Raw genomic sequence first — 15,618 nt, forward strand, 5'->3', positions numbered from 1 at the left:
ACACTATATATGGGGTGTAGCGGCGGCACAAGCCACTACCTGTAGTGTATCGCCGCGAACACGGTCGGGCCCGCTGAGGGGCGAATTTTGTCCGCTGAGCCGGCCCGCAAACTGGCCAACGGCCCGCCGTGCCTTGTGCTGTGCGGTCAGGGCCGGCGAGGGCCAGAATTGGCGCGGCTTGGCGGCCGATTTGCGCGCCAAAGCCGCGTTGTTGTTGGGGCCGAGGCCTCGCGCTGGACCGACGCGGGAGGGCGGTTCAGGCCGGCGATCAGGCCGGTGTCGCGCCGTCCGGCTGGTCAGGCTGGGGAAAACACCGATCGGCCCAGCCCAGGGCGCGCTGCAAACCCGGCCAGTCGAAGCCGGCGCCGGGGTCTTGTTTGCGGCCCGGGGCCACATGCTCATGGCCCACCACATGGCCCAGCGGGTAGGCCATGGCCAGTGCCGCGCAGACGCTGGCCAGGCTCTCGTACTGCGCGGCCTCGAAGGCCTCGCCCTCCAGGCCTTCGAGCTCGATGCCCACCGAATAGTCGTTGCAATTGGGACGGCCGCCGAACTGCGATGCGCCGGCATGCCAGGCCCGGTCGTCGCAGCTGACAAATTGCCACAGCGCACCGGTGCGGGCGATGAAGAAATGCGCCGACACCTGCAGGCCGCGGATGCCTTGGTAATAGGGATGGGCGTCCCAGTCCAGGGTGTTGGTGAACAAACGCAGCACGTTGCCGCCGCCGTACTCGCCCGGCGGCAGGCTGATGGAGTGCACCACCACCAGGTCGATGGCCTGGCCGGGCGGCCGGGGGCCGAAGTTGGGAGAGGGCAGGGCGTGTGCGCAGCGGTACCAGCCGTCGCGCCACAGCGGTCGGGCCGGGGGAGAGGCGGCTTCAGGGCTTGTCATCGCCGGCGTCGTCACCATGGGGCACGGGAATGGCCAACCGGGCGATGCGGTAGCGCATCTGGCGCAGGCTCAGGCCCAGCCGGCTGGCGGCCAGCGTGCGGTTGAACTGGCTGTCCTGCAGGGCTTGCAGCAGGATGGCGCGTTCCTGCTGGTCCAGCCAGGCCTGCAGGTCGGCCGGCACCACCACCGGTGGGGCCGCAGAGGCGGCAACGGGCCCGTCCGCCGGGGCGGCGGGGCTTTCTGCGGCCGCGGGTTCCCCCTCGGGCAACAGGCCCTCGTCGTCGCCCAGGGCCACCGCCCGGTGCAACAGGTTTTCCAGTTCGCGCACATTGCCGGTCAGCCGATGTCCCATCAGCTGCTGCAGCACCCGGTCGCTGAGCGGCGGGCTGGGCACACCCGACTCGGCGGCGATCTTGCGCAGCAGCGCGTCACACAGCGCCGGGATGTCGTCGCGCCGCTCGCGCAGCGGTGGCAGGTCGATGTCGATGACGTTCAGACGGTAGTACAGGTCTTGCCGGAAGCGGCCGGCCGCCACCTCGGCGTCCAGGTCCTTGTGGGTGGCGCTGACGATGCGCACGTCGGCCGCTTCCTCCTGGGTCGAGCCGACCGGCCGCACCTGACGCTCCTGGATGGCGCGCAGCAATTTGGCCTGCATGGCCAGCGGCAGATCGCCCACCTCGTCGAGGAACAGGGTGCCGCCGCCGGCGGCCTGGAAATAGCCCTCGCGGTCCTGCACCGAGCCGGTGTAGGCGCCCTTGCGGGCGCCGAAGAATTCGGCCTCCAGCAGGTTCTCCGGAATGGCACTGCAGTTCACCGCGACAAACGGCCCCTGGCCGCGGTGGCTGCAGGCATGGATGGCACGGGCCACCAGCTCCTTGCCGGTGCCGGACTCGCCGCAGACCATCACCGGCGCCATGCTGCCGGCGACCTTGGCGATGCGCGACTTGACGCTGCGCATGGTGGCCGATTCGCCCACCAGCTTGTCCAGCGCCCCGCCGGGCGAGGGCGTGGGCTGCGGCTCGCTGCGCGGCTTGGGCGGGGTGTTGCGGCGCAGGCTGGTGCGGGCTGGTTTGCCCTGCTCGATGGCCGAGGCCACCACGCTGCGGAACTGCTTCAGGTCGACCGGTTTGGTCAGGTAGTCGAAGGCGCCGGCCTTCAAGGCCTCGACCGCGTTTTCGGGCGAGCCGTAGGCGGTGATCATCACGCAGCGTTCGGCCCGGCCTTGCTGGGCCAGCACCCGCAACACGTCCAGCCCGCTGCCGTCGGGCAAACGCATGTCGGTGATCACCGCGTCGAAGCTGCCGTCGGCCAGCATGCGCCGGGCCGCGGCCACGCTTTCGGCGGCCTCGACGCCATAGCCTTCGCGCAGCAGGGTCAGCTCGTACAGCGTGCGCAGGTCGGGCTCGTCGTCGATGACGAGGATGCGGGCGCCGGGCATGGCGGTGATGGGCATGGTCAGAGCAGGGACTGTTGGGTGTCGATGGCGATGATGGCGTCGTCCAGCGCGAGTGCGGACTCGCTGGCGCGGAAGGTGACAAAGAAGTCGTTGCCTTCCACCTGCTGCAGCGGGCCGCGCCGGTAGGCGATGGTGGCGCCATGCTGTTCACACAGCTCACGGCAAATGTACAGGCCCAGGCCGGTGGAGCGGCTCTCCGAGGAGAAGAAGGGCTCGAACAAATGGCGTTGCACCGAGGCCTCCAGCGGCGGGGCGTCGCTCCACACCGACAGCTCGGCCTGGTGCTGGGCATTGAAACGGCTGCCCACCACGATGGCACCCGGCCGCGCGGCGGCATAGCGCCAGGCGTTGTCCAGCAAATTCACCAGCAGCCGGCGCAGGTGGTCGGGGTTGAAGACCACCCGGGCCGGCGTGGCCAGTTGCAGCCGCAGGCGCTCGCCCGCCGCCACCTGGCCAGCCCAGCCATGGCAAAAGCGGGTCACCACCTCGTCCAGCGAGACATAGGGTGTGACCGGGTCGGGCTGCTGGATGCGGGCGATGTTGAGCACCTCGTCGACGATCTGGTCCAGGCGCTGGGCGTTCTGCTGGATCATGCCGGTGAGCTGGCGGTGCGGCCCCGACGTCAGGTCTTCGGCCAGCAGCGCGTTGGCCTGGGCGATGGCGGCCAGCGGGTTGCGGATTTCATGGGCCACGGCGGTGGACATCCTGCCCATGGCGGCCAGCTTTTCGGTGCGGATTCTGGCCTCCAGTTCACGCAGGTCTTCCAGGAACACCACACACAACACGTCGGCGTCGTTCTCGTGCAAGGCGGTCAGCCGGGTGCGCACCCGCACCCGCTGGTGTGCGCCCGCCGGGCCCTCGATGGCGGCGTCAATGACTTGTGGCGCCCGCCGCGCCATCGTCAACCGGGCAATTTCGGCCAGGCCTTGCCAGCCGGGCGCGGCCGTCAGGAAAAACGGCAGGCCGGGCGCCGGCAACTGGCTGGCACCGCCCAGGGCCAGCATGCGGCGACCGGCCGGGTTGGCGACCCGCACCACCTCGTCCTGGTCGACCACCAGCACGCCGTCGGCCAGGCTTTCAATCACCAGTTCATTGACCCGCACCTGGGTCCGGGTGGCCAGCTGGCTCAGGCGGGCGGCGCGCTCTTCGCGCACCAGCCGGGTGGCGATCTCGTTGGCCAGAAAGGCCTCGAACATCAGGCCCAGGCCCACCAGGCCGGCCTGCAGGAAGCGCGCGGGCGCGTCGGTGCCGCTCGGCAGCGGCATCGGCCAACTGGCCTCGACCAGCAAAAACAAGGTCACCGCGGCGGCGGTGGCCAGGCCCAGCAGGCGCGAGCCCAGCACCGCGCCCAGCAGCACTGGCAGCGCAAACAGCGCGGTGTAGTTGATGCCGGCCGACTGGATGGTCTGCAGCGTGGCATAGACCACCAGGTCGATGCCGATGGTCAATGGCCACTGCAGGTCGAAGGCCCGGCCGGGCTCGGGCCCCTGGGACAGCAGGCGTACCGCCAGGCAGGCCATCAGGTAGAGGCCACAGACCACCACCACCCAGGCGTTGGTGGTGTGCACCACCAGGTAGAAATAGACATGCAGGCCCAGCAAGGCCAGCGCGATCATCGCGCGGGCCGTCATGAAGCCGTGCCAGAGCCGGCCCAGGGCCGAGTCGTCGCTGTTCAGAGGGCGGGTGAGCATGGCAAATCAGAGGGGATGGCCCCGGCGCCAGGGCTCAGGGCTCGGCCTGTTGCCGGTGGGCGGCGCTGCAGTACAGCGCCAGCTTGCCTGGCACGGCGTCGTTTTCCGGCAGGTGCAGGCCACACACCGGGCAGGCCACGATGGGCAGCAGCGGCGGCGGCTCGGCCGCACGGGCCTGGGCCTTGGCGGCCGCACGCTCGTCGGCGTCTTCCCGGCGCTGGCTGCGCCACAGCCAGACCCCGCCCAGCACCACCAGCAGCAGCACCAGGTATTTCATGTCGCCCGTCCCAGCACCACCTCGAGCACAAAACGCGAGCCCACATAAGACAACAGCAGCAGCCCGCTGCCGACGTAGAGCATGCGCACCGCCTTGCGGCCGCGCCAGCCGAAGCGGGCCCGGCCCAGCAGCAGCACCGCGAAGGCGGCCCAGGACAGCACCGAAAACACCGTCTTGTGGTCCCAGTGCCAGGCCTTGCCGGTGCCGTACAGCGATTCGCTGAACAGCAGGCCGGCCGCCAGCGTGGCCGACAGCAGCACAAAACCGGCGCCGACGAAGCGGAAGGTCAGCCGTTCCAGCGTCAGCAGCGGCACGCCGGTGGCCAGGCCGGCGCCCGAGCGCATGGATTTCTCGGCCCGCTGCATCAGCCAGGCCTGCACCACCGCAGCAGCGAACAAGCCGTAGGACGCGATGCCCAGCAGCCAGTGCAGCGGCAGCCAGGCCGACTTGCTCTCGTGCAGCGCCGCCCCGGGGAACAGCGCGGCCAGCAGCACCGCCAGCCCGCCCAGCAGCGCCAGCGTTGGGCCCACCCGCAACTGCGGGAACACCTGGCGCTCCACGCCGTACACCGCCAGCACCAGCCAGGCCGTGCCCGACAAGGCCGGTGCAAAGCCGAAACGCGGCACCGCACCGAGGAAGCTCATGGCCAGCGTCAAGGCGTGCAGCAACCAGGCCAGCAACAGGGCCTGCTGGCTGCGTGGGTTGCCCAGCCGCTCGCCGGCAGTGGCGGGCAGCGCATAGGCCAGCAAGGTGATGCCGGTCAGTGCCCAGCCCCAGACGGGCCCAGTCGTTAAAATCATGGTCACAGTTTAGCGAAGCCCCAGTCCACCTGGGGACACCACCATGGCCTCCACCCTCACCGACAAACTCTCGCGCCTCGTCAAAGAGATGCGAGGCCAAGCCCGCATCACCGAATCCAATGTGCAGGACATGCTGCGCGAGGTGCGCATGGCGCTGCTGGAGGCCGACGTGGCGCTGCCGGTGGTGCGTGATTTCATTGCCCGGGTGAAAGACAAGGCGCTGGGCCAGGAGGTGCTGGGTTCGCTGTCGCCCGGTCAGGCGCTGGTGGGCATCGTCAACCGCGAGCTGGCCGCCACCATGGGCCAGGGCGTGGCCGACATCAACCTGGCGGCCCAGCCGCCGGCGGTGATCCTGATGGCCGGCCTGCAGGGCGCGGGTAAAACGACGACCACCGCCAAGCTGGCCAAGCACCTGATCGAGAAGCGCAAGAAAAAGGTGCTGACGGTTTCTGGCGACGTCTACCGCCCGGCCGCCATCGAGCAGCTGAAGACCGTCACCGCCCAGGCCGGTGCCGAGTGGTTCCCCAGCACGCCCGAGCAAAAGCCGGTGGACATCGCCCATGCGGCGCTGGACTACGCCCGCAAACATTATTTCGACGTGCTGCTGGTCGACACCGCCGGCCGGCTGGCCATCGACGAGGCGCTGATGCTGGAAATCAAGGCCTTGCACGCCGCGCTGAAGCCGGTGGAAACGCTGTTCGTGGTGGACGCCATGCAGGGCCAGGACGCGGTCAACACCGCCAAGGCCTTCAGCGACGCGCTGCCTTTGACCGGCATCATCCTGACCAAGACCGACGGCGATTCACGCGGCGGTGCGGCGCTGTCGGTGCGGCACATCACCGGCGCGCCGATCAAGTTCGCCGGCACCAGCGAGAAGATCGACGGCCTGGAGGTGTTCGACGCCGAGCGCCATGCCGGCCGGGTGCTGGGCATGGGCGACATCGTGGCCCTGGTCGAGCAGGTCACGCAGGGCGTGGACATGGAGGCCGCGCAAAAGCTGGCCGCCAAGGTCAAGAGCGGCGATGGTTTCGACCTGAACGACTTCCTGAGCCAGATCCAGCAGATGAAGAAGATGGGTGGCCTGTCCAGCCTGATGGACAAGCTGCCGGCGCAGATGGCGGCCAAGGCCGGTCAGGTCGACATGGACCGCGCCGAGAAAGACATCCGCCGCAAGGAAGGCATCATCCAGAGCATGACGCCGCTGGAGCGCCGCAAGCCTGACCTGATCAAGGCCACCCGCAAGCGCCGCATCGCCGCCGGCGCCGGCGTCCATGTGCAAGAGGTCAACCGTTTGCTCAACGAGTTCGACCAGATGCAGGGCATGATGAAGAAGATGAAGGGCGGCGGCCTGATGAAGATGATGAAACGCATGGGCGGCATGAAGGGCGGCGGCATGCCGCGCATGCCCTTCTGAGCCCACCACCGGCGCCTGGTGCGCCGGGGTTGCCCGTCAGGCCAGCGTGGCTTCGCGGGTCAGCACCTCGCCGTGCAGCACCCGCTGCGGCGCCTCGGTGATGCGCACTTCCACCATCTGGCCGATCAGCCGGTCCGGGCCTTCCAGCACCACCGCGCGGTTGCATTCGGTGCGGCCGAACAGCTTGGTGCTGTCTTTGCGGGCATGGCCTTCCACCAGCACCTTTTGCACCGTGCCCAGCCGGCTGGCGCTGATGCGCACCACGTTGGCGTCCAGCGTGGCCTGCAGCTGCTGCAGCCGCGCCAGCTTGACGGCGTGCGGCGTGTCGTCGGCCAGGTTGGCCGCCGGTGTGCCGGGGCGGGGGCTGAAGATGAAGCTGAAGGAGCTGTCGTAGCCGACGTCGGTCACCAGCTTCATCAGCTTGGCAAAGTCCTCGTCGGTCTCGCCGGGGAAACCAACGATGAAGTCGCTGGACAACGACATTTCCGGCCGGATGGCGCGCAGCTTGCGCACCGTGGACTTGTATTCCATCGCGGTGTAGCCGCGCTTCATCGCCATCAGGATGCGGTCGCTGCCATGCTGAACCGGCAGGTGCAAATGGCTCACCAACTGCGGCACCTTGGCGTAGACGTCGATCAGCGGCTGGGTGAACTCGTTGGGGTGGCTGGTGGTGTAGCGGATGCGCTCGATGCCGGGGATCTCGGCCACGTACTCGATCAGCGTGGCGAAGTCGGCAATGTCAGCCGTGTCGCCCATCCTGCCGCGGTAGGCGTTGACGTTCTGGCCCAGCAGCGTCACTTCCTTCACGCCCTGGTCGGCCAGGCCCGCCACCTCGACCAGCACGTCCTCGAAGGGCCGGCTCACCTCTTCGCCGCGGGTGTAGGGCACGACGCAGTAGCTGCAGTATTTGGAGCAGCCTTCCATGATGGACACAAAGGCGGTGGCGCCTTCCACGCGCGCCGGTGGCAGGTGGTCGAACTTCTCGATCTCGGGGAAGCTGATGTCCACCTGCGGCCGCTGCAACGCGGTGCGGGCGGCCAGCATCTCCGGCAGGCGGTGCAGGGTTTGGGGGCCGAACACCACGTCCACATAGGGTGCGCGCTCGATGATGGCCGCACCCTCCTGGCTGGCCACACAGCCGCCGACGCCGATCTGCACGCCTTTTTTCTTCAAATGCTTGATGCGACCCAGGTCGGAGAACACCTTTTCCTGCGCCTTCTCGCGCACCGAACAGGTGTTGAACAAAATCAGGTCGGCCTCGTCCACGTTCTGTGTGGCCTCGTAGCCCTCGGCGGCGTGCAACACGTCGACCATCTTGTCCGAGTCGTACTCGTTCATCTGGCAGCCGAAGGTTTTGACAAACACTTTTTTGCTCATGGGGTGCGCTTTCGGAAAAGGGGCGGCTTGGCCACGCCCCCATGGCAGGGGCGCGGGCAGATGCCAGAAGCTCACTGCTTGGGGAAGCCCGGCAGCTGGTTGTAGGGGGTTTTGCCGTCGTCGTGCGGCGGCTGGGCGTCGCCCAGCGTGATCCAGTTGATGCTGGGGCCCATGCCCGGCCGGCGCTCACGGGCCTCCTGGGCATTCAGAATCCAGACCTCGCGCACCTGGCCTTGGGGGTCAAGCTGGTAGTTCACCAGCACCGGCTGGCCGACGATGGCGCCGGACATCACCAGGCCGTTGTCGGCACCGCGAATGCGGGCGCCCGGTGACAGGCTGCGCGGCTGGCCGTTGAGGGTCACCAGCGGCGGCTGGGTCACCAGCATCTCGCCACGCAGGGCTGTTTTGGGGAATTCGCGCACCGGCAGCTGAGCCCAGGAAACGCCGCCCAGCAGGGCAGCGCCCAGTGCCAATGTGGCCAGGCGCAAGGACGGGAGCGCGGGAGAAACAAACCGAAAGTGGCAGCGGGTCATGGTGTCTTCCAGAGGCTGAATGCCCCTGATTTTAGCCGCCGCGCTGACCGGTCCCGCCCTGGCCATGGGCCAGCGCGGGAGGCGCTGTCATTTCACATGGCGCTGCATGGTGAACCAGGCGTCGCTGGCGCGCTGCTGCCAGTCGGTCAGCTGCTGGTCGGCCACGTCCTTCAGCACGCCGTAGCGTTCCTGGATCTTGCCGGACAGCCGCTCCCGCTGGCCCGCCACGGCAATCAGGTCGTCGTCGGTCAATTTGCCCCACTGTTGTTTGGCGTGGCCTGCCACCTGTTTCCAGTTGCCTTCAATGCGGTCCCAGTTCATGCGTGTTCCTTGGTGACGGGCCGGGCATGGTGCACTGGCCCGATCTCCACTTTGGCGTGGCACGCCAGCACGGTCTGTGCGTTGCCGCACCCAGGGCGCGGCCTCAGGGCTGAATGGCCAGGCGGTTTCTGACGGTGCGCACGCCTTTGACCGAGCGGGTCAGCGCCTCCACCTGGGAGCGTTCGCCGGCGCTGGCGGTCATGCCCGAAAGTGCCACCGAACCGTCCAGGGTCTCCACATGCACCGCCGCGCCCTGGACCGACCGGCTGTCGCCAAGCCGCTGCTGGACGGCGGCGGTGATGGCGTCGTCGTTGGGGACCATCAGCGAGGTGGGCGATGGGCAGTTGACTGCGCAGCCGGCCGCGGCGCCCAGCAGGCACAGGCCCAAAATGCCCAGCAGGGCGCGTGTGGGGGTCATGGTGGGGGGTCCTCGGTGGCATGGGGGAAACACCCCACAAGCACTTTGCGCGGGGACGGCGGCGATGTCAGTGCGCTATCGAACGCAGCCCCGGCTTGCGGCATTCCGGGAAGGTCTCTCCCCCCGTCGCGGGGCCGCCGCTCAGTCGGCCGAGCCCGCCATGGGCTTGTCTTTCCAGCCCGCAGCGCCCAGCAGGATGATTTGCAGTTGCTGCACAAAGCGCTCGGTCATCTCGGCTTCCAGCAAAGGCTGCTCGGCCGGCAGGTCGAGGATTTCCGGAGCGGCCGCCAGCATGCTGGTGGCGATCAGCCCACACACCAGTTGCAGGCTGGCGGTGGACATCTCGGGAAACAGGCCCAGCCGGCGGATGTCCTGCGCCATCTCGTTGGTGAAATGGCTAACGTGGTTGCGAATCGCCATGCGCAGGATGCGGCTGCCGCCGGCGCGCTCACTGGAGATGAACAAGAACTGCAGCCGGTTGTGCAACACGTACTGGTGGTAGACCTGCACCGACTGCCGCAACACGTCGCTTTGGCGGGCATTCGGCTGGCGCGCCTCGCGCAGCAGGCGCCGCAGCGTGATACCGACCTCTTCCACCAGTGCCAGGCCCAGTTCGTCGGTGTTGCGAAAGTGGCGGTAGAAGGCGTTGGGCACCACACCCGCCTCGCGGGCGATCTCGCGGATGCCCAGGCTGGTGAAGCTGCGGCCCTCGCCAATCAACGTCAGCGCCGCCTGCAGCAGGTTGCTGCGCGTCAAATCCTTGCGTTCGGTGCGCGTCAAGTCCACTTTGGTCTTACGGCGAAGGACGGCGGTGGCGGGCATGGGCAGGGCTTGGGCGTTTTCTGTGTACAGCCGAGTGTGGCACCCGGATGGGGTTTTCCGCTGCTTTTCTCTGGGCAATTAGAGCATGGGCACTAGACCCGATTCAGCTTGGTTGCAATTTAGTGTACAACTGTACACAATCCGCAGCAACGACCACTTGAGGCTTTCCGATGACCGATTCTTACCTTGGTTTTGCCAATTCCCCCTTGGGCGCTCGCCTCGTGGCGGCGCTGGGCCTGCCCCAGCCCCTGCCTTTGGAGCGTTACCGGCCTGACCAGCCTGTGGTCAAAGGCGGCGTGCTGCTGGGCGCTGGCGGCAACCCCCAGCTGCTGGCTGCGCTGGCCCGCTGCTTCAAGGCCATGGCGGTGCAAACCGTGGCCCACCGCAGCGTGCCCCAGTGGACCCAGGCCGCCAGCCAGGCCGGTTTGATGTCCGGCCGCTGGGGCCTGGGCGACCAGCCTGGCGAGAAGGTCAAGGCGCTGGTGTTCGACGCCAGCGGCCTCCAGTCCAGCGAAGAGTCGGACGCGCTCTACCAGTTCTTCCACGACGCCGCCCGCTCGGTCCTGCCCTGTGGCCGGGTGGTGGTGCTGGGCCGGCCGCCGGAAGCCTGCGCCTCGCCGCGCCAGGCCACGGTGCAGCGGGCCCTGGAGGGCCTGACCCGGGCCTTGGCCAAGGAACTCAAGCGCGCCATCACCGTGCAGCTGGTCTACGTGGCCGAAGGCGCCGAAGACCAATTGGAGAGCACGCTGCGCTTTCTGCTGTCGCCGCGCTGTGCCTATGTGTCGGCCCAGGTCGTCCGCGTCGGTGTGCCGACATCGGTTGCCTCGCAGGCCATCGACTGGGCCCGCCCGCTGGCCGGCCAAAAAATCCTGGTGACTGGCGCCTCGCGTGGCATTGGCGCGGCCATCGCCGAGGTGATGGCCCGCGACGGTGCGCAGGTGATCTGCCTGGACGTGCCGCAGGCCCAGGCCGGTCTGGACGAGGTGGCCGCACGGCTGGGCGCCAAGTCGCTGGCACTGGACATCGGGTCCAAAGAGGCGCCGCAGGCCCTGGTGGACGCGGCGCTGGCCGACGGCGGCTGGGACGTGGTGGTGCACAACGCCGGCATCACCCGCGACAAGACCATCGCCAACATGAAAGAGCACCTCTGGCATTCTGTGGTCAACGTCAACCTGTCCACCCAGGAGCGCATCAACGAGGCGCTGGTGGCTTCTGGCGCGCTCAAGGCCGGTGGCCGCATCGTCTGTGTGTCGTCCATCTCCGGCATTGCCGGCAACCTGGGCCAGACCAACTACGCCCTGTCCAAGGCCGGCGTGATCGGCATGGTGCAAAGCCAGGCCCCGGTGCTGGCGCCCAAGGGCATCACCATCAACGCGGTGGCGCCGGGCTTCATCGAAACCCAGATGACCGCAGCCGTGCCGCTGGCCATCCGCGAGGCCGGTCGGCGCATGAATTCCATGGGCCAGGGTGGTCAGCCGGTGGACGTGGCCGAAGCAATTGCCTGGCTGGCATCCCCGGCCTCGGCTGGGTTGACCGGCAACGTGGTGCGGGTCTGTGGCCAAAGCCTGATCGGCGCCTGAGCATGAAAACCCTGGAAATCACCCAGGCCCCCGGCCTGGCCACCACCTTCTTCCGCGCGGTGGGCACGGGCTCCAAGCGGCCCGGCACCATTGCCGCGTTGCCCCCGGTGACCCTGGTCATGCCCCGCGTGGTGGTGGACGGCGCGCATGTCGCCCGCTACGGCGCGATCTGCGGCTTCAAGCCGGCCGACGGCGTGCCGCTGATCTACCCGCAGATGCTGACCTTTCCGCTGGTCACCCACTACATCAGCTCGCCCGACTGCCCTTGGCCCGCACTGGGTACGGTGCACCTGGCCAACGCCATCACCCAGCACCAGCCTCTGCGCGCCGGCGATGCGGTGCGGGTGGAGCTGCAAACCGGCGATTTGTTTGCCCACGAAAAAGGCCAGGTGTTCGACCTGCACCTGCGCATCCTGCGCGGCGACGACCTGGTCTGGACCGCCACGCAAACCTTGCTGCGGGTGGGTGTGAAGCCGGCCTCCGGCGCGCCTTATGCCGGCCAGATTGAACTCGATGCGCCGCTGTCCTGCCAGGCCGAGTTTGTGGCTGCGGCCAACCTGGGCCGCCGTTATGGCGCCGTGTCCGGCGACCGTAACCCCATCCACCTGACGGCGCTCACCGCCAAGCTGTTCGGCTTCAAGCGCGCCATCGCCCACGGCATGTGGACCAGCGCGCGGGCCACCGCCTGCCTGTTGCCGGCCCAGGCTTTGCAACAGGCCGAGTTGAACGTCGAGTTCAAGACCCCGTTGTTCCTGCCGGGCAAGGCCACGCTGTGGACCCAGCGTGCCAGCCACGGCGCGCTGTTCGAGGTGCGCGACGCCAAGGGCCAGAAACCCCATTTGCGTGGCCAGCTCCGTTTCTGACGGCCCCGCCATCCCCTTCACCGACATTCTCCCAACCCCAGGAGTCACCCCATGACCACCGTCCGTCGCGTCGCCATCCTTGGTGGCAACCGCATCCCCTTCGCCCGTTCCAACACGGTGTACTCGCATGTCTCCAACCAGGACATGCTCACCGCCACGCTGCAAGGCCTGGTGGACCGCTTCAACCTGCATGGCGAGCGCCTGGGTGACGTGGCCGCCGGCGCGGTGATGAAGCACTCGCGTGACTTCAACCTGGTGCGCGAATGCGTGCTGTCGACCACGCTGGCCCGCGAAACCCCGGCGTTCGATTTGCAGCAGGCCTGCGGCACCGGGCTGGAAGCGGCCATGCTGGTGGCCAACAAGATCGCGCTGGGCCACATCGAGAGCGGCATTGCCGGCGGTGTGGACACCACGTCCGACGCGCCGATCGCGCTGAACGAGAAGATGCGCAAGATCCTGCTCGACCTGTCGCGCGCCAAGACCGGCGGCCAGCGCCTGGCTACCGCCCTGCGCCTGCGCCCCAGCATGCTGGTCAAGCCCTCGCTGCCGCGCAACGGCGAGCCGCGTACCGGCCTGTCCATGGGTGAGCACGCCGAACAGATGGCCCGCACCTGGGGCGTGACCCGCGAGGCCCAGGACGAACTGGCGCTCAAGAGCCACCAGAACCTGGCCAAAGCCTACGAGCAGGGCTTCTTCAACGACCTGATGACCACCTTCAAAGGCGTCACCCGCGACAACAACCTGCGCGCCGATCTGAGCATCGAGAAGCTGCGCTCGCTCAAACCGGTGTTCGACAAAAAGGTGGCGCCCGGCCAGGGCACGCTGACCGCCGGCAACTCCACCCCGCTGACCGACGGCGCCTCGGCCGTTCTGCTGGCCAGCGAGGAATGGGCGGCTACCCGCAATCTGCCGGTGCTGGCCTACCTCACGTTCAGTGAAGTCGCCGCGGTGGATTTCTTCGACAAGAAAGAAGGCCTGCTGATGGCTCCGGCCTACGCCGTGCCGCGCATGCTGGCCCGCGCCGGCCTGACGCTGCAGGACTTTGACTACTACGAGATCCACGAGGCCTTTGCCGCCCAGGTGCTGTGCACGCTGGACGCCTGGCAGGACGAAGCCTTCTGCCGCGACAAGCTGGGCCTGGCCAAGCCGCTGGGCGCGATCGACATGAGCAAACTCAACGTCAACGGCAGCTCGCTGGCCGCCGGCCACCCCTTCGCCGCCACCGGCGGCCGCATCGTCGCCACGCTGGCCAAGATGCTGGCGCAAAAGGGCTCGGGCCGCGGCCTGATTTCCATCTGCGCTGCCGGCGGCCAGGGCGTCGTCGCCATCATCGAAAGGTAATTGCCATGCCACAGTACAAAGCCCCGCTGCGCGACATGCGCTTCCTGATCAACGACGTGCTGGACTACCCGGCCCATTACCAGTCGCTGTCCAACGGCGCCGAAGCCACGCCCGAAATGGTGGATGCCATTCTGGAGGGCGCGGCCACGCTGTGCGAGGAGGTGCTGTCGCCGCTCAACATCACCGGCGACCAGGAAGGTTGCCAGCTGAAGGACGGCATCGTCACCACGCCCAAGGGTTTCAAGGGAGCCTATGCCGAGTTCGTGGCCGGCGGTTGGCAAGGCCTGTCTTTCCCCACCGAATACGGTGGCCAGGGCTTGCCGATGTCGCTCAACCTGTTCAAGTCCGAGATGATGGGTGCCGCCAACTGGTCGTTCACCATGTACCCCGGCCTGAGCATTGGCTGCATCAACACCGTGCTGCAGTTCGGCAGCGACGCCATCAAGGCAAACTACCTGCCCCGCCTGGTGTCGGGCGAATGGACCGGCACCATGTGCTTGACCGAACCCCAGTGCGGCACCGACCTGGCCCAGGTCAAGACCCGGGCCGAGCCGCAGGCCGATGGCAGCTACGCCCTCACCGGCACCAAGATCTTCATCTCCTCGGGCGACCACGACCTGGCCGAGAACATCGTCCACATCGTGCTGGCCCGGCTGCCAGGGGCACCGTCGGGCACGCGTGGCATCTCGCTGTTTGTGGTGCCCAAACGCGTGGTCGCCGCCGATGGCACGCTGGGCGACCGCAACGGCGTGAACTGCGGTTCGCTGGAGCACAAGATGGGCATCCACGGCAACGCCACGGCGGTGCTGAACTTCGACGGCGCGATCGGCCACATGATTTCCGAACCCAACAAGGGCCTGGAGGCGATGTTCACCTTCATGAACACCGCGCGCATTGGCACGGCTGTTCAGGGCGTGGCGCATGCCGAGTTGTCGTTTCAGGGCGCCTTGCCCTATGCCAAGGAGCGGCGCTCGATGCGGGCGCTGTCGGGCAAGAAGGAGCCTGATCAGGTGGCCGACGCGCTGATCTGGCACCCCGACGTGCGCCGCATGCTGTTAACCCAAAAGGCCATTGCCGAGGGTGGGCGCGCCATGGTGTACGCGGCGGCCAAAATCGCCGACAAGATGTTCAATGCGGTGGCCGATGGCAAGCCCGAGGCCTATGCCCACCACGACAATGAGCTTGGTTTCTACACCCCCATCCTGAAAGGCTTTTTGACCGAGATGGGGCTGGAGGCGGCCAACCTGGGCATGCAGGTGTTTGGCGGCCATGGCTACATTGGCGAACATGGCATGGAGCAGATCGCGCGCGACGCCCGCATCTCCACGCTCTACGAAGGCACCACCGGCATCCAGGCGCTGGACCTGCTGGGCCGCAAGGTGCTGCTCAGCACCAAGGGCAAATGTGTGCGCGACTTCACCGGCACCATGCTGGGCCTGGCCAAGGGCCATGTGTTCGCGTCCGGTCCGCTCGGCCGGATGGCACGCAGCCTGGTCCACCGGGCGGTGCAGTGGAACCTGATGACCACCCGCATCATGTTGCGCTCGGCGCGCGACCGCGAGCAGGTGGGCGCGTCCAGCGTGGATTACCTGATGTACTCGGGCTATGTGATGATGGCCCACGCCTGGCTGCAGCAGGCGGTCAAGGCCACAGAGTTGCTGCGCAATGGCAAAGGCACAGAATCCGCCGATTTCTACACTGCCAAAATCCAGACCGCCGAGTTCTATTTTGCGCGCCTGTTGCCAAGGGCCGATGCGCACCGCAAGGGCGCGTTGGCACCCACCGGCGCGGTGATGCAGATGAAGGCCGAGCATTTCCAGATCGCCTGACCCG

General features: G+C 67.7%; 15 protein-coding genes. 5 read left to right on the forward strand and 10 right to left on the reverse strand.

What is annotated here, in order from left to right:
- Positions 1–268: 268 nt before the first annotated feature.
- Genes ampD through AC4BAR_RS01105 form a run of 5 tightly spaced genes read right to left on the reverse strand, consistent with a single transcriptional unit; the run spans position 269 to position 5,116 of the window.
- On the reverse strand, positions 269–892 hold the full coding sequence (gene ampD / locus AC4BAR_RS01085; RefSeq protein WP_490625972.1) for a 1,6-anhydro-N-acetylmuramyl-L-alanine amidase AmpD: 624 nt from the start codon (positions 890–892) through the stop codon (positions 269–271).
- A complete protein-coding gene (locus tag AC4BAR_RS01090; protein WP_490625973.1) occupies positions 879–2,345 on the reverse strand; it encodes a sigma-54-dependent transcriptional regulator in 1,467 nt (488 codons plus the stop codon). Before AC4BAR_RS01090 ends, ampD begins: the two co-directional genes overlap by 14 nt.
- Positions 2,346–2,347: 2 nt before the next feature.
- Positions 2,348–4,039 (reverse strand): ATP-binding protein, encoded by a 1,692-nt coding sequence (locus AC4BAR_RS01095; RefSeq protein ID WP_490625974.1) that lies wholly within the window; start codon positions 4,037–4,039, stop codon positions 2,348–2,350.
- A gap of 34 nt (positions 4,040–4,073) precedes the next feature.
- The gene (locus AC4BAR_RS01100) at positions 4,074–4,316 is read right to left on the reverse strand and encodes a PP0621 family protein (protein ID WP_490625975.1); all 243 of its coding nucleotides are present in this window, start codon (positions 4,314–4,316) and stop codon (positions 4,074–4,076) included.
- Positions 4,313–5,116 (reverse strand): cytochrome C assembly family protein, encoded by an 804-nt coding sequence (locus AC4BAR_RS01105; RefSeq protein ID WP_490625976.1) that lies wholly within the window; start codon positions 5,114–5,116, stop codon positions 4,313–4,315. The genes AC4BAR_RS01100 and AC4BAR_RS01105 overlap by 4 nt, the downstream gene beginning before the upstream one ends.
- Positions 5,117–5,159: 43 nt before the next feature.
- Here AC4BAR_RS01105 and ffh point away from each other — a divergent pair, with 43 nt between their 5' ends.
- Positions 5,160–6,530: a signal recognition particle protein gene (gene ffh / locus AC4BAR_RS01110; RefSeq protein ID WP_490625977.1), complete on the forward strand. Its 1,371-nt coding sequence runs from the start codon at positions 5,160–5,162 to the stop codon at positions 6,528–6,530.
- A gap of 36 nt (positions 6,531–6,566) precedes the next feature.
- Here ffh and miaB read toward each other — a convergent pair whose 3' ends face one another.
- From miaB to fabR, 5 genes are all read right to left on the reverse strand, one after another.
- Entirely contained in the window at positions 6,567–7,907 is a 1,341-nt protein-coding gene (miaB, locus tag AC4BAR_RS01115) for a tRNA (N6-isopentenyl adenosine(37)-C2)-methylthiotransferase MiaB (RefSeq protein ID WP_490625978.1), read from the reverse strand.
- 71 nt (positions 7,908–7,978) lie between these two features.
- Positions 7,979–8,440 carry a hypothetical protein gene (locus AC4BAR_RS01120; RefSeq protein ID WP_490625979.1) on the reverse strand — a complete coding sequence of 154 codons (462 nt, stop codon included), beginning with the start codon at positions 8,438–8,440 and terminating at the stop codon, positions 7,979–7,981.
- Positions 8,441–8,527: 87 nt separating this feature from the next.
- The gene (locus AC4BAR_RS01125; RefSeq protein ID WP_490625980.1) at positions 8,528–8,761 is read right to left on the reverse strand and encodes a CsbD family protein; all 234 of its coding nucleotides are present in this window, start codon (positions 8,759–8,761) and stop codon (positions 8,528–8,530) included.
- Positions 8,762–8,864: 103 nt separating this feature from the next.
- The gene (locus AC4BAR_RS01130) at positions 8,865–9,179 is read right to left on the reverse strand and encodes a BON domain-containing protein (protein ID WP_490625981.1); all 315 of its coding nucleotides are present in this window, start codon (positions 9,177–9,179) and stop codon (positions 8,865–8,867) included.
- 141 nt (positions 9,180–9,320) lie between these two features.
- A complete protein-coding gene (gene fabR, locus AC4BAR_RS01135; RefSeq protein ID WP_490625982.1) occupies positions 9,321–9,965 on the reverse strand; it encodes an HTH-type transcriptional repressor FabR in 645 nt (214 codons plus the stop codon).
- A gap of 206 nt (positions 9,966–10,171) precedes the next feature.
- Here fabR and AC4BAR_RS01140 point away from each other — a divergent pair, with 206 nt between their 5' ends.
- Genes AC4BAR_RS01140 through AC4BAR_RS01155 form a run of 4 tightly spaced genes read left to right on the forward strand, consistent with a single transcriptional unit; the run spans position 10,172 to position 15,614 of the window.
- The gene (locus AC4BAR_RS01140; RefSeq protein WP_490625983.1) at positions 10,172–11,581 is read left to right on the forward strand and encodes a 3-oxoacyl-ACP reductase; all 1,410 of its coding nucleotides are present in this window, start codon (positions 10,172–10,174) and stop codon (positions 11,579–11,581) included.
- A 2-nt stretch (positions 11,582–11,583) separates the two neighbouring features.
- Positions 11,584–12,444: a MaoC family dehydratase gene (locus tag AC4BAR_RS01145; RefSeq protein ID WP_490625984.1), complete on the forward strand. Its 861-nt coding sequence runs from the start codon at positions 11,584–11,586 to the stop codon at positions 12,442–12,444.
- A 51-nt stretch (positions 12,445–12,495) separates the two neighbouring features.
- The gene (locus AC4BAR_RS01150) at positions 12,496–13,785 is read left to right on the forward strand and encodes an acetyl-CoA C-acetyltransferase (RefSeq protein ID WP_490625985.1); all 1,290 of its coding nucleotides are present in this window, start codon (positions 12,496–12,498) and stop codon (positions 13,783–13,785) included.
- Positions 13,786–13,790: 5 nt separating this feature from the next.
- The gene (locus AC4BAR_RS01155; protein ID WP_490625986.1) at positions 13,791–15,614 is read left to right on the forward strand and encodes an acyl-CoA dehydrogenase C-terminal domain-containing protein; all 1,824 of its coding nucleotides are present in this window, start codon (positions 13,791–13,793) and stop codon (positions 15,612–15,614) included.
- The last annotated feature ends 4 nt before the right edge of the window (positions 15,615–15,618 follow it).

It is taken from the genome of Rhodoferax sp. SPJ4 (assembly GCF_058216275.1).